Source organism: Kitasatospora sp. NPDC088783, assembly GCF_044750705.1.
GTDB lineage: Bacteria > Actinomycetota > Actinomycetes > Streptomycetales > Streptomycetaceae > Kitasatospora > Kitasatospora fiedleri.
Genome location: NZ_JBIVKJ010000018.1, coordinates 1 through 18808 on the forward strand (window position 1 = coordinate 1; position 18808 = coordinate 18808).

General features: G+C 71.6%; 19 protein-coding genes and 5 pseudogenes. 13 read left to right on the forward strand and 11 right to left on the reverse strand.

Features of this window, described 5'->3' with window-relative positions; translation table 11 throughout:
- A pseudogene (locus ACIP60_RS32500) lies at positions 1-135 on the forward strand (IS5/IS1182 family transposase); the annotation flags it as partial.
- Between the two features lie 24 nt (positions 136-159).
- Here the strand turns inward: ACIP60_RS32500 and ACIP60_RS32505 are convergent.
- Positions 160-1404, reverse strand: a complete 1245-nt coding sequence (locus ACIP60_RS32505; RefSeq protein WP_400691789.1) for an IS701 family transposase — start codon at positions 1402-1404, stop codon at positions 160-162.
- 206 nt (positions 1405-1610) lie between these two features.
- On the opposite strand from ACIP60_RS32505, the gene ACIP60_RS32510 reads away from it, so the two are divergent.
- Positions 1611-2033, forward strand: a complete 423-nt coding sequence (locus ACIP60_RS32510; protein ID WP_400691480.1) for a hypothetical protein — start codon at positions 1611-1613, stop codon at positions 2031-2033.
- A 95-nt stretch (positions 2034-2128) separates the two neighbouring features.
- On the opposite strand, the gene ACIP60_RS32515 is transcribed toward ACIP60_RS32510, so the two are convergent.
- The 3 genes and pseudogenes from ACIP60_RS32515 to ACIP60_RS32525 all read right to left on the reverse strand — a co-directional run.
- Positions 2129-2656 carry a transposase gene (locus tag ACIP60_RS32515; RefSeq protein ID WP_400691482.1) on the reverse strand — a complete coding sequence of 176 codons (528 nt, stop codon included), beginning with the start codon at positions 2654-2656 and terminating at the stop codon, positions 2129-2131.
- Complete coding sequence (locus tag ACIP60_RS32520) at positions 2653-3192, reverse strand: winged helix-turn-helix domain-containing protein (protein ID WP_400691485.1); 540 nt, start codon at positions 3190-3192, stop codon at positions 2653-2655. The genes ACIP60_RS32515 and ACIP60_RS32520 overlap by 4 nt, the downstream gene beginning before the upstream one ends.
- Positions 3193-3679: 487 nt before the next feature.
- A pseudogene (locus ACIP60_RS32525) lies at positions 3680-3919 on the reverse strand (LLM class flavin-dependent oxidoreductase); the annotation flags it as partial.
- Positions 3920-3980: 61 nt separating this feature from the next.
- Here ACIP60_RS32525 and ACIP60_RS32530 point away from each other — a divergent pair.
- Positions 3981-4229, forward strand: coding sequence for a type II toxin-antitoxin system CcdA family antitoxin (locus ACIP60_RS32530; protein ID WP_030906175.1), 249 nt, complete (start codon positions 3981-3983; stop codon positions 4227-4229).
- Positions 4226-4627: a DNA-binding protein gene (locus tag ACIP60_RS32535; RefSeq protein ID WP_400691488.1), complete on the forward strand. Its 402-nt coding sequence runs from the start codon at positions 4226-4228 to the stop codon at positions 4625-4627. The genes ACIP60_RS32530 and ACIP60_RS32535 overlap by 4 nt, the downstream gene beginning before the upstream one ends.
- Positions 4628-4676: 49 nt before the next feature.
- Here ACIP60_RS32535 and ACIP60_RS32540 read toward each other — a convergent pair.
- A pseudogene (locus ACIP60_RS32540) lies at positions 4677-4914 on the reverse strand (LLM class flavin-dependent oxidoreductase); the annotation flags it as partial.
- 214 nt (positions 4915-5128) lie between these two features.
- On the opposite strand from ACIP60_RS32540, the pseudogene ACIP60_RS32545 reads away from it, so the two are divergent.
- The 4 genes and pseudogenes from ACIP60_RS32545 to ACIP60_RS32560 form a co-directional block, all read left to right on the forward strand.
- Positions 5129-5526 (forward strand): annotated as a pseudogene (locus ACIP60_RS32545) (DNA-binding protein); the annotation flags it as partial.
- A gap of 329 nt (positions 5527-5855) precedes the next feature.
- Positions 5856-7328 (forward strand): MFS transporter, encoded by a 1473-nt coding sequence (locus tag ACIP60_RS32550; RefSeq protein WP_400691491.1) that lies wholly within the window; start codon positions 5856-5858, stop codon positions 7326-7328.
- A 165-nt stretch (positions 7329-7493) separates the two neighbouring features.
- A complete protein-coding gene (locus tag ACIP60_RS32555) occupies positions 7494-7655 on the forward strand; it encodes a hypothetical protein (protein WP_400691494.1) in 162 nt (53 codons plus the stop codon).
- Positions 7656-7658: 3 nt separating this feature from the next.
- Positions 7659-7833 (forward strand): annotated as a pseudogene (locus ACIP60_RS32560) (DNA-binding protein); the annotation flags it as partial.
- A 146-nt stretch (positions 7834-7979) separates the two neighbouring features.
- On the opposite strand, the gene ACIP60_RS32565 reads toward ACIP60_RS32560, so the two are convergent.
- The 6 genes from ACIP60_RS32565 to ACIP60_RS32590 all read right to left on the reverse strand — a co-directional run bounded on the left by ACIP60_RS32565 (position 7980) and on the right by ACIP60_RS32590 (position 13805).
- Complete coding sequence (locus ACIP60_RS32565; RefSeq protein WP_400691496.1) at positions 7980-8444, reverse strand: hypothetical protein; 465 nt, start codon at positions 8442-8444, stop codon at positions 7980-7982.
- Positions 8444-12271, reverse strand: coding sequence for an RHS repeat-associated core domain-containing protein (locus ACIP60_RS32570; RefSeq protein ID WP_400691499.1), 3828 nt, complete (start codon positions 12269-12271; stop codon positions 8444-8446). Before ACIP60_RS32570 ends, ACIP60_RS32565 begins: the two co-directional genes overlap by 1 nt.
- Complete coding sequence (locus ACIP60_RS32575) at positions 12268-12429, reverse strand: hypothetical protein (RefSeq protein WP_400691501.1); 162 nt, start codon at positions 12427-12429, stop codon at positions 12268-12270. The genes ACIP60_RS32570 and ACIP60_RS32575 overlap by 4 nt, the downstream gene beginning before the upstream one ends.
- 254 nt (positions 12430-12683) lie before the next feature.
- Positions 12684-12932 carry a hypothetical protein gene (locus tag ACIP60_RS32580; protein WP_400691504.1) on the reverse strand — a complete coding sequence of 83 codons (249 nt, stop codon included), beginning with the start codon at positions 12930-12932 and terminating at the stop codon, positions 12684-12686.
- Position 12933: 1 nt separating this feature from the next.
- The gene (locus ACIP60_RS32585; protein WP_400691507.1) at positions 12934-13083 is read right to left on the reverse strand and encodes a hypothetical protein; all 150 of its coding nucleotides are present in this window, start codon (positions 13081-13083) and stop codon (positions 12934-12936) included.
- Positions 13080-13805, reverse strand: a complete 726-nt coding sequence (locus ACIP60_RS32590) for a WXG100 family type VII secretion target (RefSeq protein WP_400691510.1) — start codon at positions 13803-13805, stop codon at positions 13080-13082. Before ACIP60_RS32590 ends, ACIP60_RS32585 begins: the two co-directional genes overlap by 4 nt.
- A 220-nt stretch (positions 13806-14025) precedes the next feature.
- Between ACIP60_RS32590 and ACIP60_RS32595 the strand changes: the two genes are divergently transcribed.
- The 5 genes from ACIP60_RS32595 to ACIP60_RS32615 all read left to right on the forward strand — a co-directional run bounded on the left by ACIP60_RS32595 (position 14026) and on the right by ACIP60_RS32615 (position 18804).
- Complete coding sequence (locus tag ACIP60_RS32595; RefSeq protein WP_400691513.1) at positions 14026-14946, forward strand: Crp/Fnr family transcriptional regulator; 921 nt, start codon at positions 14026-14028, stop codon at positions 14944-14946.
- A 346-nt stretch (positions 14947-15292) separates the two neighbouring features.
- Positions 15293-15484, forward strand: a complete 192-nt coding sequence (locus ACIP60_RS32600) for a hypothetical protein (RefSeq protein WP_400691516.1) — start codon at positions 15293-15295, stop codon at positions 15482-15484.
- A 122-nt stretch (positions 15485-15606) separates the two neighbouring features.
- On the forward strand, positions 15607-16245 hold the full coding sequence (locus ACIP60_RS32605) for a hypothetical protein (RefSeq protein WP_400691518.1): 639 nt from the start codon (positions 15607-15609) through the stop codon (positions 16243-16245).
- 239 nt (positions 16246-16484) lie between these two features.
- Positions 16485-17639 carry a hypothetical protein gene (locus tag ACIP60_RS32610; RefSeq protein ID WP_400691521.1) on the forward strand — a complete coding sequence of 385 codons (1155 nt, stop codon included), beginning with the start codon at positions 16485-16487 and terminating at the stop codon, positions 17637-17639.
- Between the two features lie 205 nt (positions 17640-17844).
- Positions 17845-18804: a hypothetical protein gene (locus ACIP60_RS32615; protein WP_400691524.1), complete on the forward strand. Its 960-nt coding sequence runs from the start codon at positions 17845-17847 to the stop codon at positions 18802-18804.
- The last annotated feature ends 4 nt before the right edge of the window (positions 18805-18808 follow it).

Sequence of the window (18808 nt, forward strand, 5' to 3'; positions counted from 1 at the left end):
GCCTGAAGCAGTTCCGTGCGATCGCAACCAGGTTCGACAAGCTCGCCAACCGCTACCGAGCCGGAATCGTCCTGGCGGCCCTGATCCTCTGGCTTTGCGAACCCGCTAGATGATCATTTGTCAGACAGGCTCTAGTACTCCGGCTGTAGATCGTGATCTTCACGGTTGTTGGGCCGCTTGTCGTCGGTAGTGGCTGGTACGGGCTCGTGCCTGGTGTCGGCGCCGCCATGCCGACCAGCGGAGTCGGTGGGAGAGGTCGCGGAGTGGCCGGGCGAATAGAGCCGCAGACAGCCGTTGAATCTCGTTGCAGGTCAGCGGGACGAGTTCGGCCGCCGCAGCGTTCGTGGCGCGTTCGATGGCGGCGGTGACGGCGAGGAAGGCGTGCGCGAGCATCGCCAGGGTGGTCCAGCGGTGCCAGGAGATCCAGCGGCGGACCTGGTGCTCGTCCAGGCCGGCCAGGCCCTTGGCGGCCTGGAAGGTCTCCTCCACTGTCCAGCGCCGTCCCGCCACCGTGACCAGGGTGTTCAGCGGGACCGAGCGGGGAGAGTAGCAGCGGTAGAAGGCGAGTTCACCGGTGCGCCGGTTGCGTCGCACGAGCAGCCACCGGTGGCCGGGGCGGTCCGGCGGACTGGGCATGGCGACCTGGGCCCAGTCGTAGAAGCGGTGCCCCTTGGCTCCGGCTCCCGCCGACAGGCGCTGCCAGGCCCGTTTCGGCAGGCCGTGGGCCGGCACGCCCGCAGGGAAGGCACCCGCGCCGGTGGCGATCGGCCGCTTGCGCGAGACAGCGAGGACATAGCCGATCCGACGCCGCTCCAGCCCGGCGCTCAAATGCGGGTCACCGCCATAGACCTCGTCTCCGGTAACCCAGCTGGCCGGGACGCCGGAGTCCAGAGCTTGGGCGATCATCTCGGCGGTCAGAGCGGGCTTGGTGGCGAACCTCAGATCGTCGGGGATGCCCGCCGCGCGGCACCGGTCGGGATCCTGGGTCCAGGAGCGCGGGATGTCGAGGCGGCGGTCGATAGCGGCGTGCCCGGCCGGGGCGGCGTAGACGAGGTGGACGGCCACCTGGGAGTTCTCGATCCGGCCCGCGGTGCCGGTGTACTGGCGTTGCACGCCGACCGTGCTGCTGCCCTTCTTCAGGTCGCCTGTCTCGTCCACGACCAGGATCGCGTTCTCGTCACCCAGGTTGTCGACCACGAAGTTGCGTATGTCGTCACGGACTTGGTCCGCGTCCCGGGACGCGCGGCTGAGCAGGTGCTGCATACCCGCCGGACTCGCGTCACCGGCGTGCTCGGCGATCGTCCAGCAGTTCTTCCTCGGCAGGTCCGCGAGCAGGCCCAGTACGAACGCCCGCGCCCGGCGGCGCGGTTCCACTCGGGCGAACCTGCCCGCCACCCGCGCCATCAGGCCCTCGAATATCGGCTGCCACCGGGCAGGGTCTACGCTGTGGCCCACGGCCACCGGCTGATCTTCGTTTGTCCACACAACTGACGATGATCAACGGTGGCCGTCTCCGTCCCGGCCAGGCCGGCCCCGGAGGAGCACGAGGATCCATGCGGGCACGGGCGGGTGGAAGACTCGCCAACGGTGACGGGCGGGGAGCGGACTTGATGGATGGCACCGGGCAGGCCGCCGTTGCGCTGGCAGTAGCGCTTCGGCAGGCCCATTTCGGGCTGAAGAGACTGGCGCGAACCTGGGAGGAGGGTGCTCCGCTCGGCCTGGTACGCAGACGCGAGTCGCTGGGTCCGGCCTGGCAGTACTCGGACCGGCCGGATGAGGCCTCCTACACCGATGGCCAGGTGATCGAGCTGGCGAGCGACCTGACGGTGGTCGTCCAACTGTCCATCAGCTTCAGCGCCACTGGCACGGACATGCTGGCCGCGGTCTCCGTCGAGGATGCCAGTGGGAACGTCGCGGAACTGCTGTCTACCGGGCCAGAGGAGTTCCCCTTGAGCGCCGAGGATCTGGTCACCGAGATCGGGCAGTGCCTGGACCGTATGGAGCGACTGGATCTTTCGGGCGTGATCCGGTGACCCAACGATCACGTGGCGGGTCACCCTGAGCTTCCTCCGCCACGTGATCACGATCTACAGCCGGAGTACTACTGAACTTGAATGCGTGATGTCGGTCAGCCGTCCATGATTAGACCGGTGCCGACGAGGCAACCGTCTATGAGGTCTCGGTGGTGCCGGATCTGTTTGAGTCGGCGCTTCACGGCCCGGGTGATCTGGCCGAGGTCGGCCGCGGCGAGGTTGCCGAGGTCGCGTTTGACCAGCGACCAGATGCCCTCTTGCGGGTTGAGGTCCGGTGCGTAGGTGGGGAGCTGGAAGACGGTGAGCCAGTCGGAGTTCGCGGTGATGAACTCCCGCAGGGGCTTGGTCAGGTGGAGGCGGACGTTGTCCCAGACCAGGACGATCGGGCCGCCGAGCTGGATCCGGGCGCGGACGATCAGGTCTCGAAAGTCGCGCCATCCGAAGCCCTTCGGCTCGTCCTTGCGGCCCCGGTACTCACGTATCCGGTAGATGAGGCGGGACCGTTCACCCGGCTTGTAGCAGGCCATGCCCGCCATCGACACCCGACCGGAGCCCCGGCCGCGCACCCCGACGACGGGGGTGCGGCCGATCCGGCCCCAGGTCCTGGCACGCGGCGGCGTCATCGACTGCCCGGCTTCGTCCTCGAAGACGATCCAGGTCCCGAGGGCCGCCGCGGCCCTCTTACCCGCGGCCAGGTCTCCTTCTTCCACACCTCGACCGCCGCGTCGTCGCGCTCGATCGCCCGCCGGGCCGGCTGCTGCCACGACCAGCCGTGCCGCTTGAGCAGCAGCCACGTGCCCTCGACCGTGTACGAGACGTGGAACAGCCGGCCGATCAGTGTCTTGATCCGCGCGAGCGTCCACCGCTGGTCCGCCCACCCGTGGACGAGCGGTCCGCGCTCCAACTCCCTTTCAAGCCTGGCGATCTGGGCCGGATCGAGCCTCGGCCGGCCCGGCGATCCCTTCGACTGAACACCGGCCTCGCCCCGCTCGCGCCAGGCCCGGCGCCACCGCTCCACCGACCGCTCGCTCACCCGCAACGCGACGGCGATCTCCCGATTCTTCTCCCCGCCCTCGAAGCGTTCCACAGCCTGTAGTCGGATCCGCTCCCGCGCGGCTCTCTCGACGTCGGTCAGCCCGCCACCCTGCGCGTACCTCACGAACCCAGAGCTACCGGAGCACGCCTACCCCTGTCAGACGAACGGCTCCGACATCACTCAATCAAGTTCAGTAGCCCACGCTGCACACGAACCCGTCAGCTGATTGGCCCAACGTAAGGCGTCGTAGCGCAGGGTTCGAGAACATTCTCAGATCATTTCCCGATATCCCCGGATGGGTGGCCTTCATCATGGCTGCTCTCACTGCTGCTGCATGTTTTCTTCTCAGGCTCCTACACGTACTCATCCCCCGCGAACTCCCGCGACCGGCTCGTGTGGTGGATGCTCGTTCTAGACCACCGCCGCCGACTCAGGGAGAGCAGTGACCCGCCGACTACACCGGATTCGCTGAGAGCAGAATTACCGACCCGATCTACAACTGCTGCCGATGACAAGGATGCTGGTGGCTGTAGGCGGGGGCGGCGTCAGAGCCGTGGCACAGGCGTAGAGACTGGTGGGGGTCAGCCCGGTAGTCCCAGGTGGTTCAGTAGGTGATAGGTGAAGAAGGCTCGACCGAGGTCGCCAGCGTCCCCGGCCGGATCCGCTCGGTCACCGTGGCCGCCGCCGTCAGCGTCGGTACCGACCCGAACCACGGCTCCTCCCGGAAGCTCCGCCAGCTCAGGTGGTCGTACGTGTACGCCGTATGGAAGCCCGGTTCCTCGGCCCGCCGCCACACCTGCTGCCCCTCGCTCCACCGGTGGATGGGGAGGATCGCCGTGGTCAGTCGCATGGCCTGACCCTGTGCCGCCGAAGACCGGCCGGAACGTGCATACCGTCGGTATGCTTGCTTCATGGCGGCTACCACGCGCATCACGGTCACCTTGCCCACGGAGCAGGTGGCCGAGCTGAAGAAACTCACCGACAACGTCTCCGGCTACGTCGCGGAAGCGGTGGCCCGGCAGATCAGGCATCAACTGCTCGCGGAGGAACTCCGTCAGTACGAGGAAGAACACGGCGCGTTCACGGAAGAGGAGCTCGCTGCCGCGCACGCGAGGATCTTCGGTTCGTCCGAGCCGGGCAGCGGAGCGGCTGCCGCGTGAGCGTGCGGATCGAGACCGTCGTGCTGGACTCCCAGGGAATGTCCGCCTGGATCTCGCAGGACCGGGAGGTGCTCGCGATGATCAAGACTTTCCACTCAATGGGGGCCGGCCTGGTCATTGGCACCAACACCATCGTGGAGATCTCGCACGCCAGGGCGAACACCGCCCGGCTGAACTGGGTGCTCTCGCAGGTCAGGATCGAGCCCGTGACCGAGCACGCGGCCAGAGCCTCCGCGGCGCTTCTCAAGCAGGCGGGTCTGCACGGTCACAAGTACGCCATCGACGCCACGATCGCCGAGATGGCGCTCCGCCAGCCAGGTCCGGTGGCCATGCTGACCTCGGACACCGACGACATGGCCAAGCTCTGCGGTGACCTGATCCGGCTCATCGCCATCTGATTCGAGGGCGGGTCAGGGCATTCATGATCCGCATTTCCACAGGTCAGCGTGTGATGGGTGAGCGTGGCTCGACTGAGGTCACCAGCGTCCCCAGCCGGATCCGCTCGGTCACCGTGGCCGCCGTCAGCATCGGCACCGACCCGGACCACGGCTCCTCCCGGAAGCTCCGCCAGCTCAGGTGGTCGTAGGTATACGCGGCATGGAACCCGAGATCCTCAGCCCGCCGCCACACCTGCTGCCCCTCGCTCCACCAGTGGATGGGGGAGGATCACCGTGCTCAGTCGCATGACCCGGCACTACGACGCCGAACACCCGCGAGCCGCGTGCATACCGCAGCATGCTTGCTGTGTGGCAGCCACTACGCGCCTCACGGTCACTCTGCCGACGGAGCAGGTGGCCGAACTCAAGAAGCTCACGGACAACGTGTCCGGCTATGTGGCGGAAGCCGTCGCACGAGGAGATCTTCGGGTCGGGCGGGGCGGCTCGGTCGGTGGACGCCGCGTGAACGAGCGCTTCGCGACGGTCGTTCTCGACTCCCAGGGGCTGTCTGCACGGGTCGCGCAGGACCGCGGTCTCCTCGTCAAGCCGGATCTGTTCGTTTCGGTGGGAGCAGAGTTCGTGACCTGTGCGAACACCATCGTGGAAGTCATCCACGCCCGGGTGGACAGGGCACGACTGAACTGGTGCTCTCCCGGGTCAGGGTCGAGTCCGTGACCGAGCCCGCAGCCGACGCGGCGGCGGACCTGCTCGTGGAGGCCGGCCTGCACGGTCACGCATGCGCGATCGACGCGACCGTTGCCGAGACGGCACTCCACCAACCGGGACCGGTGGCCCTGCTCACCTCGGACGTCGACGACACGGCGAAACTCTGCGGCTCCCGGATTCGACTCATCGCGATCTGGCGCCGAACGGACCCGCGTGCTTCCAAGACGCGCCTGGTCATTGATCTTGTGGCAGGTCGAGGTGAGTGGACGGACGCGGCGTGGGAGCGGATGGAACCCCTGGTGGCCGCCCGCCCCCGCTGTCGGCGGGCTGTCGGCGGGCTGTCGGCGGGCTGTCGGCGGGCTGTCAGTGGGATGACAGCGGCCTGTCGGCGCGCTCCCGCACGCTCTGAGGAGACGGGCGGCAGCGCCACGGCGGCAGTGCGGACGGCATCGATGCACCGCGACGCCCACCGCGACGCCCACCCCGACACCCGCCCTGACACCCGTCCCGAGAGGAGGCCGCCATGACCGGCACCGAAACCACCGCCGCCGCCCCAGCAGCGGCGCCGCGCACCTATCCGTCGCTGCGCGCGGCCTGGATCCCGATGGCCGCGCTCTGCCTGGCCTTCTTCGTCGAGATGGTGGACAACACCCTGCTCTCGATCGCACTGCCCACCATCGGCCGGGACCTGGGCAGCGGCACCACCGCCCTCCAGTGGGTCACCGGCGCGTACTCGCTGACCTTCGGCGGCCTGCTGCTGACCGCCGGGTCGATGGCCGACCGGCTCGGCCGCCGCCGCGTCCTGCTGGTCGGCCTCGCCGTGTTCGGCCTGCTCAGCCTCGGCGTGGCCCTCGTCACCGGCACCGGGCAGCTGATCGCCCTGCGCGCCGGCCTCGGCATCGCCGCCGCCGCCATGGCCCCGATCACCAACTCCCTGGTGTTCCGGCTCTTCGACGACGCGGCGCTGCGGATGCGCGCGATGACCGTCATGATCATCGTCGGCATGTCCGGCTTCGTCCTCGGCCCGCTGCTCGGCGGCACCGCCCTGGCCCACGTCAAGTGGCAGTGGCTGCTGCTCGTCAACGCCCCGATCGCACTGATCGCCGCCATCGGCGTGCGCCTGGGCGTCCCCGCCGACCGGCCCGAAGACCTCACCCGCGACCGCCTCGACCTGCCGGGCGCGCTCCTCAGCGTCGCCGCCATCGGCCTCGCCTGCTACGCGCTCACCAGCGGCGTCGAGCACGGCTGGACCTCCGCCGCCACCATCGGCTCGATCCTCGGCGCCCTGCTGGCGGGCGTGGTGTTCGTCTGGCACGAGCGTCGCACCGCCGCCCCCATGCTCGACCTGAAACTGTTCACCAACGGCACCGTCCGCGGCGCCGCCATCGCCCAGACCGGCACCGCCATCGCCATGGCCGCCGTCATGTTCGGCCTGATCCTGCACTTCCAGTACGCCTACGGCTGGAGCCCCGTCAAAGCCGGCCTGGCCAACCTGCCGATCATCGTCACCATGCTCGCCGCCACCCCGCTGTCCGAATGGTTCGCCAAGCGCTTCGGCCACCGCATCGCCTGCCTGGTCGGCGCGCTCTGCCTGTCGGGTTCGCTGGCGGGCCTCGCCTGGGGCGTCTCGCACGGCTACGCCGCCATCGCGGTCTGCATGGTGGTGATGACGATCGGCCTGCGCACCGTGATGACCATCTGCGCCATCGCCCTGGTCGAGAAGATGCCCGAGAACCGCACCTCGATCGGCACCGCCCTCAACGACACCGCCCAGGAGGTCGGCAGCAGCGTCGGCACCGCCGTCGTCGGCACCCTGATCGCCGCCCTGGTCACCACCCAGCTCCCCGCCGGCACCTGGAGCAACACCCTCGTCCACTCCTTCTTCCACGGCGAACGCATCACCTACGCCATCCTCGCCGCCGTCGTCGGCCTCATCACCGCATTCGGCGCACTCACCCTCACCGACTCCCACAGCACCGAAGAGCACCCCGCCTGACCCCTCCGGTGCTTCGACCGCGACCGGCGCCCCGCCCCTCCCGGCGGGGCGCCGGTCGCGGTCGGATGCGGGCCCGGGTCACCAGTGTCTCCGCGCGGGCCGAGACGTGGGAGGCGATTCGCGCGCACCGGGAAGCAGGGGGTCTGCTCGTACATCGAGGAGGCCGTGCAGCGGCAGCTCCAGCGCGAAGCCATCGACGGGTACATCGCCACCGCCGAAGCGGAGCACGGCCCGGTCGATCCGGCCGAGGTGGCGGCCAGGGCGGAGCGCGTCCGCGCCCACCACGCCGCCCACCGCAGCAACTCGGCTCCGGCGGAGGCGGCGTGAGCGGCACGCGCCGCGAGCGAACTCCTCGCGACCGAAGAGGCTGCACGGCCACAAGGACGCCGTCGACGCCACTGTCGCCGAGATGGCGCTCCGCCGGCCGGGGCCGGTGGCCGTGCTCACCTCGGACGTCGACGACACGGCCAAGCTCTGCGGTTCACGGGTCCGACCGATCGCGATGCGAGCCGGAGCGGAACCTGAACGGCTCCTGGTGGGTGTTTCGACAGGTCGGGCAGCGGGGCTCGCGCCGGCAGGCGCGCGGGGTCGTGATCTGCGCGAGCCCCAGCCCGCGAAGATCACGGACCGTGCGGTGCCCCGCCCGGTCGATCAGTTGCCCGGTGTCTTCTCGGGGACGGGGGTGGAGCGGACCAGCCAGACGTCGTACTCCTCGGTCGTCACGCCGCAGGAGGTGTGGCCGTCGCGTGCCATGGCGACGAATTCCGGCTGCTGTGGGCCGTCGGTGAGGTGCGCGGCCAAGTGCGCGTCGTCGTTCCAGCGGACCAGGGCCCAGCCGAGGCGGCCCATGCCGTGGCCTCCGACGTGGATGAGGAAAGTCCCGTCGGGGGCGAGCAGTTCGGACTCCCGCGAGAGCCGGAGCCAGTGCTCGTCGACCTGCGCGGCCCAGTCGGAGGTGCTGAGCGGAACGGTGGCGTCGGGTTCCACGAGGAAGCCGATGACCGACTGCCAGACCTCGCCCGGGGACGGCAGGCCGGCCTCGTCCGGCGCGCCGAGGACGGTGAGACCGGCGGCTTCCAGCAGTAGCCTTCTCGAATCCTCGGAAGGGGCCGGCATTATTTCCTCCGGTAGAAGAAGTGGTGGTCTCCGCCAGGTTTGTTCATCTTACCGTAGCGCTCCATCCTGGTGTAGCCCTCGGGTGAGTTGTCCCAGCCGAAATTGACCAATTCCCGGGTGTCGTCGTACTTGGGTTTTCCGGCGTGGAAGTGCAGGCCGGCGGGGTCGTCGGTGTGCTCCACGACCACGCGGGAACCGTTTTCCGTCTCGAATTGACGGAAATTCCCCCAGTGCGTGGGATCTTCGGAGTAGACATGTCCCGGCATGTTCCGGTACCGCTTGTCCCCGACGACCTTCCATTCCGCGATCGGTTCTTCCCCGTACGGAACGCCCGCCAGGTCGAAGGCCGCCCGCTCGGCCTCCTCGCGGGAGTCGAAGGGGTTGCTGTGCTCACCCCGTGGCGGCCCCTGGTGGTTCTGGTGGGGGGACAGGCCGAGCGGGTCGCACCAGGTGTGCGGGTTGGTGACGTAGGCGTCCGGGTTCGGGCCGGGGATCAGGCCCAGCGGATCCGGCGTCAGGTACCGGGCGGTCTCGGGGTTGTAGTAGCGGTGGACGTTGTAGTGGAGGCGGGTCTCGGGGTCGAAGTACTGGCCGGGGAAGCGCAGCGGCGTGTAGGTGGTGCTGTCGGACGGCCAGGTGGTCTGCCCCCAGAGGGTGGGAGTGGCGCGCCAGGCGATCGACTCGGCGGCCGGGTCGATCAGTTCGGTGGGCGTGCCGATCAGGTCGGTGACGATCGCGAAGAACCGCCGGTCCACCCGCTCCGCCGTGCTGATGGTCTCGGTCTGCGTGAGCGGACGGATCCCGTGGTGCTCCCAGCTCAGGGTGTGCGGGCCCGGGAGGTAGGGCGCGGAGGTGGTCTGCTCGGCGAGCACCGGGCCGTCCCAGGTGAAGTCCGTGCGCTCCCCGGCGCTGCCGGAGGTGGCGGTCCGCTCCTTGGCGATGCGGCGGCCGAACGGGTCGTAGCGGTACTGCCAACGGCTGCCGTCCGGGGTGGTGACCTCGGTCAGCCGGTCCTCGGCGTCCCAGGTGTAGTGCCAGGCGTCGGGCTTGCGGGAGAGCCGGGTGACCCGGCGCACCGTGGTGCGACCTGCGGCGTCGTACTCGAAGGCCGTCCGGCCCGCGGTGGAGATCAGGGTGCCGGAGTAGGTCCGCTCACCGACGGCCGACCGGGTGGTGTCGGTCGCGGGCCACGACGCGCGGGTGATGTTGCCGGCCGGGTCGTAGGCGTAGCTCTCCTCCCACTCCGTTCCCCGGACGGCCGTGACCCTCCCGACCGGGTCGAGGTCGAAGGCACGGGGACCGCCCCACAGGTCCTCGACCGTCACGAGCGAGCTGTCGGCGCGGTAGTCGTAACTGCGTTGCTGCAGGGTACGGTCGGCCGTACGGGCCGACTGCCCGGTCATCCGGTGCCTGGAGTCCCACTCGCTGGTCAGCACGAGCCGCCGGTCGAAGGTCCGGTGGGTCTCACGACCGGCCGGGTCGTAGCCGAACGCGATGCTTCCGTCCGGGGTGTCCAGCGCCGTCGCGCGGCCTGCGCCGTCGTACGTCCAGGTCCCGGAGCGGCCGGTGGGGGTGGTGCGGCTCGTGCGGCGGCCGAGGACGTCGCGGGTGATGCGCAGGGTGCGCCCGTTGACCGTCTCCTCCAAGAGGTTGCCGAGGGCGTCGACCGTACGGACGACCGTCGCGTCGGCGTTCTCCGCCCGCACCAGGTGGCCCGATCCGTTGTACGCGTAGGCCGTCTCCCGGCCACCGGCGTTCTTCCGGACCAGGTGGCCGGTCAGGTCGTAGGAGTACTCGGTGACCGTGCCGAGCGAATCGGTCACCGCGGTGACCTGTCCCGCGGCGTCCAGCCGGTATGTCAGGGTGCGGCCCTGGTAGTCGCGTTCGCCGGTCACCCGCCCCGCGGCGTCGTAGTCGTAGTGCCAGGTCCGGCCGAGCCCGTCGGTGACCGCGATCAGCCGCATGTCGGCGTCGTGAGTGAAGGCGACGCGGGCACCGTCGGGAGCGGTGCGGGCGGCGAGCGTCTCGAAGTGGGTGTACTCGAACGCGGTGGTCAGGCCGAGTTGGTCGGTGTGGGTCAGCGCGTTGCCCTCGCCGTCGTACGTCCAGCGCTCGGTGCTGCCGTCCGGGCGGGTCCGCTCAGCCAGGTTGCCCTCGACCGTCCAGCGCGACCGGACGGTGCCGCCGAGCGGGTCGGTGATCGCCACGACCCGGCCGAAGGCGTCCCGGTCGTAGCGGATCACCGCGCCGGTGGGGTCCGTGACCTCGACGGGGAGACCGGCGGGGTCGCAGCGCACTCGGGTGGTGTGGCCCAGGGCGTCGGTCGTGCCGGCGAGGTGACCGAGCCCGTCGTAGGCGTACGTGGTGGTGGCGCCGAGCGGGCCGGTCAGGGCGGTGCGCAGGCCGTTCTCGTCGTACGTCTGGTGCCAGGTGGCGCCGCCGGGTTCGGTGATCGTGACCGGAAGGCCGAGGAGGTCGGCGTACTGCGCAGTGGAACGCCCGCCGTCGGGGCGGGTGATGGCGGTGAGGTCGCCGGCGCCGTCGTACTCGTAGCGGGTGGTGCGGCCGAGCGGGTCGGTCTCGGCGAGGAGGCGGTCGTGGTCGTCGCGTTCGTACCGGGTGGTGTGGCCGAGGGGGTCGGTGACGGCGGTGATCTGGGCGTGGTCGTTGACGGTGTAGGTGGTGGTGCGGCCGAGGGCGTTGGTCTCGGTGTGGGTGCGCAGGCCGGTGGCGGGGTCGGGGTCGCCGTAGGTGAAGGTGAAGCGCAGGGCGCCGGTGGTGCCGCCTTCGTCGACCACGCGGTCCAGGCTGTCGTACCGGTAGACGTACTGGGAGCCGTTGCGGTCGGTCCAGGAGGTGAGGCGTCCGGTGGCGTCGTTGGTGAAGCGCATCGGCTTGCCGCTGGAGTTGTAGACCGCGGCGAGGTGGCCGTCGGTGTAGCTGTAGCGGGTCAGCAGGGCGTCGCCGCCGTTGTCCCCGGCGCCCGCGAGGCGCAGGGCGGTGATGCGGTCGTTGTCGACGGTGACCAGGAGCCGGTAGCCACCGGAGTGGGTGATCGAGAGCGGGACGCCGTCGGGGTCGTAGGCGAGGGCGTAGTGGCGGCCGTGGCGGTCGCGGACCTCGGTGAGCAGCGCCTCGTCGCCGTCGGGGGTGGGGGTGAAGGTCTTGACCAGGCCGGTGGCGGGGTCGGTGACGGTGAAGCGGCCATTGACGAGGCCGAGTTCGTGGCGGGAGCCGGCCGAGGCGTGCACCGGGTCGCCGGGTTCGGGGTGCGGGTACGCCTGGGTGATCCGGTCGGGGCGGACGTGGACGACGCCGTGCTCGTCGATCTCCAGCCGCTCGTCGAAGGTGCAGATCCACCTCGGGCCCATCCAGCGGCCGGTCCGCAGGCCGGAGTCGAAGCCGCGGGTGAACCGCAGCGGCAGCGAGCCGGGCAGGCTCGCGTCGACCTGGTCGATGTACATCCGCCCAGTGGCCATGTCGACGGGCTCGCCGCCACCGCACCGGGTGTCCAGCGGGCGGCCCTCGGTACGCGGGCTCCCGACCTGCTCGCGCCCCCGGCCCCCGGGGTGCGAGGTGCCGTCCTTTCCGCGCCGTCCACCGCCGGAGCGCGGGTGCGGCAGGCCGTCCTTGCCCTCGCCCTTGAGGATCTTCTCCAGGTCCTTGACGTGCTTCTCCTCCACGTCCCGGACGTTCTTGGCGACCTTCTTCAGGTTGTCGCCGGCCTTGCGGTAGAAGCCCTTCAACGCCTTCCCGGCGTCCTCGGCCAGCGTCTTGCCGAGCTTCTGGGCGCCGTGCTCCAGTGCCTTGACGATCTGGTTGCTCATCCGGAGCTCACCGCCGCCCGGTACGAGGACCCCGCGCCCTGCGCGAACCTCCTCGCGTGCGGAGCGGACTCACCCACCTCGTCCGCGTGCACCGTCGGCCGGTCGATCCCGATCACCGACAGGAACGACACCACCTCGCCCGGCAGCTCGATCGCCACGCCAAGACCTCCCCCGAAGACGCCCGCACATCCGTGCGACCGTAACCACGGCCGCACACCGGGAAGGAGGGACTTTCCGAAACCTTGACCATGGAGGCGCGCAGGCCGACGGCGCACGGCCGTGCGTACGCCGTCCACTTGGCCCTCGCCGCCACGGCCCGCCCCGCCACGGCCCGCCCCGCCACGGCCCGCCTCGGACGCGGCGACGCCACCGGACCCGGCCGCACAGCGGCGACCCCGCGCCACCCCACGGGTCAGCGGACTCCCCGGGAATCGTCCTGCGCTTCGAGGAAGTAGGCGATCCGATCGGTGTCCGTCCGGACGCCCAGGAGCGCGGAGACCGCCGCGAGCCGGCTCTCCGGGAGCGGGAAGGACGACCCGGCCAGGTCGGGGTGCGGTCCGACCAGCCGGGCCGCGCCGTCCTCGGTGAAGCTCGCGGGCAGCTCCCACTCCACCACCAGCGAGTCGCTGTTCCGGTCGAAGCCGAGTACCACCCAGGTCATTTCACGCGCTTCCGTTCTGGGCCGGGGCCCCTGAGCCGCCGGCCTCGCGGGAGAAGGACTCCAGCGCCTGGCCGGCGTCCCGGTGCTCGGCGGGTGTCCTGCCGAGCTTCTGCGCGCCGTGTTCGAGTGCTCTGACGATCTGGTTGCTCACTCGAAGCTCACTCCCGCGATCTTCGACTGGAAGGCCTGGGCGTGGCCGGCGACGGTCTCGGCGTGGTCGTGCATGGTGCGGGCGTGTTCGTCCAGGGCGTCCGGGTCGATGCGGAAGCCGGTGCCGCCCGCGCCGCCGGCGGAGACGCCGAGCGCGCCTTCGGCGGCCTGGAAGACCATGCCCTGGACGGCGTTGGCGACGGTGTCCACCAGCGGGTTGATGGCGGCTTCCACCACCTGGCCGATGACGTACTGCTCCAACTGCTGTTCCAGGTAGTTGATCAGGCGTTTGGCGGCCTCCTCGATCAGGAGCACCGCGGCTTCGGCCGCGCCGAGGGTGGCGATCGCGGCGGCCTGGTCGGCGACGAACGCGGCGGCCAGCGCGACCAGTTCGGCGATGGTCTCCACCTTCATCGCCACGATCACGTCCGCCGCCGCGTCCAGTGCCTGCGCCACCACGTGGCAGGCCTGGACGAGTTCGTTCAGGTGCTGGTCGGAGACGGCCGCCCACTTGGCGAGCAGCGCCTCGTAGGAGGCGCCCTCGTAGGCCTGGCCCAGTTGCTGGATCGTCGCCGTGGACTGCTGGTGCGAGGCGTCCACGTTCTCCGCGAACTCCCGCACGTGGCCCGCGAACTCGCGGACCTTGTCCTCGTTCACCGTCGGCCAGTTGATGCCGATGATCGAGAGGAAGTCCACCACCTCGCCGGGCAGTTCGATCGCCACGCCAAGCCCCTCCCGAAGACGTCCGCACATCCGGCGCACATCCGGGCGACCGTAACCACGGGTGGGCGGGCGGGAGGGGGATTTTGCGCAACGTTGACCGCGCGCACCGGGCCCGCGCGTACGGTGGTGCCGGCCGTCGGCGGCCCGGGACGGCGCGTTCCCAGCGGGCCCGCTCTTTGGGAGCATGGACCGGACCGGACCCAGACCGCGGAGGTGCTGCGTGAACACCGGTGCACCGCCCCCCGACGACATCCCCGACGACGGCGCCGGTGACACCCCCGGCGGTGGCGCCGACGGCGCCACCGGTGACCGCGTCGACGGGACCGTCCGGCCCGCGGGGCGCGAACGGCGGCGGGCGGCCGACGCGGTCTGGCCGACCGGCTCGTACCTGGGCCTGCTGTCCGCGCCGTCGCGGCAACTCCTGCTGCGGGCGGGGCGGGTGGCGTCCTACGCCCCCGGCGAGGTCATCCTCCGGGAGGGGGACCGGGCCTCCCACCTCCTCCTGATCGAGAAGGGGCTCGTCAAGGTCACGTCCACGACCCGGGAGGGGCACACCAGCCTGCTCGCCATCCGGGCCGCGGGCGACGTGGTCGGGGAGCTCGCCGCGATCGACGGCGCGCCCCGCTCCGCCACGGTGACCGCGGCCCGGGCGGTGCGGGCGCGCGCCATCCAGCACGGCGAGTTCGTGCGCCTCTTCCGCGAGCAGCCGCAGATCGCCCTCGCCCTGGTGGCGGCCGTGGCGGGCAAGCTGCGGGCGGCCACCAGGGCCCGGGTGGACACCGGGGGCTACCCGCTCCAGGTGCGCATGGCGCGGGCGCTGGTGGAACTCGCGGAGACCTACGGGGAGCCCGCGGGCACCGGGATCACCATCACCGTCCCGCTGAGCCAGGAGGACCTGGCCGCGCTGATCTCCTCGTCCACAGCGGGGGTGACGCGGTCGCTCCAGCACCTCAGGAAGAACGGCCTCATCGACACCAGCTACCGGCGGCTGACCGTCCTGGACCTGGACGCGCTCAGCGAGCTGGCGGTGCTCTCCCGCCCGGTCGGCGGGACGGTCGACAGGGCGGTCGATGGGGCGGCCGGCGGGACGGTCGACAGGGCGATCGGCGGGACGGCCACCGGGCTCCCGGCGGGGACGTAGCCGGGCTACGCCGGACCGACGACCGGCACCTGGACGTGCGCAGGTGGGAGCTGCGGGCTACCACCCCCGCGGCTCCACCCACGGTCGCACTGCGGCGGGCTCGGCAGGAGGACCCGGCGACAGCCTGATCAGGGTAGATGCCCGGACCGGGCCAAGACCTGCTCAAAGTAGAGAGTCCGACGCCCTTTCCGCGCTCCGTTCCGAGCCGCCCGAAGCCCTGGAGCCCGGCACTTCCGGCTCGTAGCGTGGACTCCACCGGCCGCCCGCGAGACGCGGCGCCCCCTACCAGGGCGCCCCGGGGCCGCCGGTGCCCAGGGCTCGGCAGACACCCCTTCCGGGAGGCAGTTTGGACACCAACATCTGGATCGCGGCGGTCGGCGCGGTGGTCGCGCTGGCCGCCCTCGGCCTGGCGGGTTTCGCCGTCGCCAGGATGAGCGGGAGCGCCCCGCTCAAGGTGGCGGCCGTGATCACCGCGCTGGCCGGACTGATCGCCGTACTTCCGCCGCTGATCGCCGCGTTCGCCTCCTTCAAGGTCTAGCGGTGACCGGACAGGGGCGCCCGCCCTCCAGGGCCGGCCGCGGACGGGGGTGCCGGAAGCAGCCGGCGCCGCCCCGCGAGGCCGGCCCCGGCGGGGAGGCGGCGCCCCTGCTACCGGAACGGATGCACACCGAACCGTTCGTCCTGCTGGGGGAGTTGGGCCTCCCGCCCGAGGACCTGCTGATCGCCGGGAGCGCCCCCCTGTACGTCCGGGGACTGCGCGACCGGATCGGCGACCTCGACGTGGTGGCGCGGGGCGAGGCGCTGCGGCGGGCCCTGCTGCTCGGCGAACCGGAACCGGCCCCGTTCGACGGCGCCGTCTCGGTCCGCCTGCTGGGAGGGCGGCTGGAGATCACCGACAGCTGGTTCACCGGCCTCCTCGGCGGCGTGGAGGAACTGTTCGACCGGGCGGAGGAGATCGGCGGCCTCCGCTTCCTGGGCATCGCCGACACCGCCGCGTGGAAACGCTGGCTCGACCGCCCGAAGGACCGGCTGGACCTCCGCCGCCTTGACCTCCACCGCCCGGACCTCCACCGCCCGGACCTCCACCGCCCGGACCTCCACCGGCCGACCGGTCCGGCCGGACCGACCGACCCCGGGCCCCGCCGGTCCGGCCGGTTCAGCCGGCCCCGACCGGGCTGCTCCGCCCCCGGCGTCGACGAGGACCGGGACGGGCGGGACGGGCGGACCGGGCGCGACACCGGGTCCGGGCCCGGACCTGATCAGTGGGGTGCCTCGGTGGTGGTCCGAACCGGGCCCTAGGCTCGGTGGCGGAGCCCGAAGGACGGGACCGGAGCCATGGAGGGGTACGGATGAGCGGGGACGGCGGCAGTCCGGGTCAGCAGCACGGCGGCGGGCAGCCGTACGGGCCGGGGGCCCACGGGCCGGGTACCCAGGGGCCGGGTACCCAGGGGCCGGGTGGCGGGCCGGGGTACTGGCCGGGGTACGGACAGCCGGGGGGCCACCCCAACGGGGGCTGGGGGCGGAGCCCCTGGGGCGCCGTGCCGGTCGCACCGAAGCCCGGGGTGCTGCCGCTGCGCCCGCTCGCGTTCGGGGAGATGTTCAGCGCCGTCTTCGACACCGTGCGGCGCTACACCGGCGCGCTCTACCTGCCGCTCACGGCGGTCACCGGCGTCCTGGCGGTGCCGATGGTGGTGGTGTCGGTGCTGCTGGCGGGCCGGCTCGGCGACGCCTACAACGCCCTCCCGGACACCTCGCAGAGCGAAGAGCCCACCGGCGACCAACTGTGGGCGCTGTGCTGGCCGCTGCTGGTGGTCTTCGGGCTGATCCTGCTGCTGGGGATCGTGCAGTACGTGATCGCCGGACCGCTGGCCACGGTGGTGCTGCGGGCCGCGACCCTCGGCCGCCGGATGACGGCCGGTCAGGCCTGGAAGGAGGCCCGCCCCCGGCTCGGGGCGGCCGTCGCCTCGATGGCGCTGCTGTACGGCCCGCTGCTGGTGCTGAACGTCCTGCTGCTGGGCCTGGCGGTGGGGCTCGGTGCCGTCACCGGCAGCGCGCCGCTGTTCCTGCTGCTGCTCCTGCTGAGCGCGGCCGTCGGGATCGCCGGCGTCTACGCGGTGGTGCGGCTGGCCCCGCAGGTCCCGGTGCTGGTGCTGGAGGACAGCACCCCGAAGGCGGCGATCGGCCGGGCCTGGCAGCTCAACCGGGGCAACTGGTGGCGCAGCTTCGGCCTCACCGCGCTGGTCATCGCCATCGGCCGGGTCGCGGCCGGGGTGATCAGCTACCCGCTGACGATCGTCCTGTCGGTGCTGGTGCCGCTCAGCTCCGTCGACTTCGAGGGCGAACCCGCCCGGCTCCAGCTCAGCCACGGCACGATGACCGCCGTGCTGGTGGGCTACTCGCTGCTGGTGCTGTTCGGCACGCTGGCGACCGGCCCGCTGGTCCCGCTGGTCAACGGCGTGCTCTACATCGACCGCCGGATCCGCAACGAGCGCCTGGACATCGCGCTCGCCGAGGCGGCCGGCATCCACTTCGCCGAGGCGTACGGCTACCCGCAGGCGGCGCCGTCCGCGCCGTCCCAGCCCGCGCCGTCCCAGCCCGCGCTGTCCGCGCCCGTTCCGCCCCAGCCCGGGGCGCCCGCGGAGCCCGGGACGGCGGCCGAGCCGTCCGCCGAGGAGGGGCCGGCGGGGCGCTGAACCGCTCCGGTTCCGGGTTGCGGTTCAGTCACGGCCTGTCCGATTGGCCGTGGATTACGGCGATTGGTCGGTGGAACCGTGTTGTTGAGGGCCACACAGGTCTCACATAATTCGTGCACCGCGCAATGACGAACGCGTTCGGGCCGACCGGGGGGACGGCCCGCGCCGCTGCGCGGGCCGCCATGTGAACCCTGGGGGGAGACCCTTGTCCGTTCCCGAACCGTCCCCTGACCGGGACCTGACCCCGGATCCGGCGCCGACCCCGGCCTCGGTTCCGGCCCCGGCACCGACCCCGACGGCCCCGCCCGTCGCACCCGCACCCGCGCCCGCGTCCGGGCCGGACCCCGCGCCCGCGCCCGCCGCTGAGGCCCAGGAGACCCAGGACGCGCAGGCGGCCCCCGCCGGGCCCCCGCGCCGACTGCCCCGGGCGGCCGGGGTGGTGCTGTCGGTGGCCGGGCTGCTCGCGGTGACCGCGGCCAGCGCGGCCGTCACCGTCGCGGTGGGCCGGCCCGACCGCTCCGGGCACGTCGCGGCCGTCGCGGCCGTCGCGGCGTCCCCGTCGGCGGCCCCGAGCCCGTCGGCCACGCCGAGCCCGACCCCGACGCCGTCCGCCGCGCCGACCCCGTCGCCGACGGTGGCCCCGCGTCCGGCCAGCACCCTGCGGGGCAGCGTCTCGGGCGGCAAGCACAGCGGTGACCTGCGGTACTTCCTGCTGCCCGTGCCCGACGACGCGGACCCGTACGGCTCCCCGGACGGCGCGATGATGAGCATGGCGGACCTCCAGGCCCAGTACAGCAAGGACGTGGACATCAAGGCGGTCCTCGACTCCTGGGGCTTCAAGGAGGCGGCCACCCGCACCTACCGCACCCGGGACGGGAAGTCCGAGGTCCGCACCGACCTGCGGCGCTTCGGCCGGGCCGACCGGGCGCAGGGCTTCGCCGACAACACCAGTTACGACCAGCCCTCGTTCGGCGTCGACGGGGTGTCGAACGCCAGGGGCTACGTCTTCAAGCCCGAGCAGCAGGCGTACACCGGCGAGCTGGTCGGCATCGGCGTGGTCGGCGACGTGGTCTACGAGGTCACCGTCCAGGTGCAGGGCGACCCCGACAAGGCGCTGCTCGCCGACGCCATGAAACGTGCGCGCGACCGCCTTGCCAACGGCTGACGGA

Excerpts from the sequence above, each read along its gene's own strand:
- ACIP60_RS32515 (WP_400691482.1), bottom strand. The coding sequence starts at position 2,656 with ATGACGCCGCCGCGTGCCAGGACCTGGGGCCGGATCGGCCGCACCCCC.
- ACIP60_RS32530 (WP_030906175.1), top strand. The coding sequence starts at position 3,981 with ATGGCGGCTACCACGCGCATCACGGTCACCTTGCCCACGGAGCAGGTG.
- ACIP60_RS32505 (WP_400691789.1), bottom strand. The coding sequence starts at position 1,404 with ATGGCGCGGGTGGCGGGCAGGTTCGCCCGAGTGGAACCGCGCCGCCGG.
- ACIP60_RS32570 (WP_400691499.1), bottom strand. The coding sequence starts at position 12,271 with ATGAGCAACCAGATCGTCAAGGCACTGGAGCACGGCGCCCAGAAGCTC.
- ACIP60_RS32565 (WP_400691496.1), bottom strand. The coding sequence starts at position 8,444 with ATGCCGGCCCCTTCCGAGGATTCGAGAAGGCTACTGCTGGAAGCCGCC.
- ACIP60_RS32580 (WP_400691504.1), bottom strand. The coding sequence starts at position 12,932 with ATGACCTGGGTGGTACTCGGCTTCGACCGGAACAGCGACTCGCTGGTG.
- ACIP60_RS32605 (WP_400691518.1), top strand. The coding sequence starts at position 15,607 with ATGCACACCGAACCGTTCGTCCTGCTGGGGGAGTTGGGCCTCCCGCCC.
- ACIP60_RS32550 (WP_400691491.1), top strand. The coding sequence starts at position 5,856 with ATGACCGGCACCGAAACCACCGCCGCCGCCCCAGCAGCGGCGCCGCGC.
- ACIP60_RS32510 (WP_400691480.1), top strand. The coding sequence starts at position 1,611 with ATGGATGGCACCGGGCAGGCCGCCGTTGCGCTGGCAGTAGCGCTTCGG.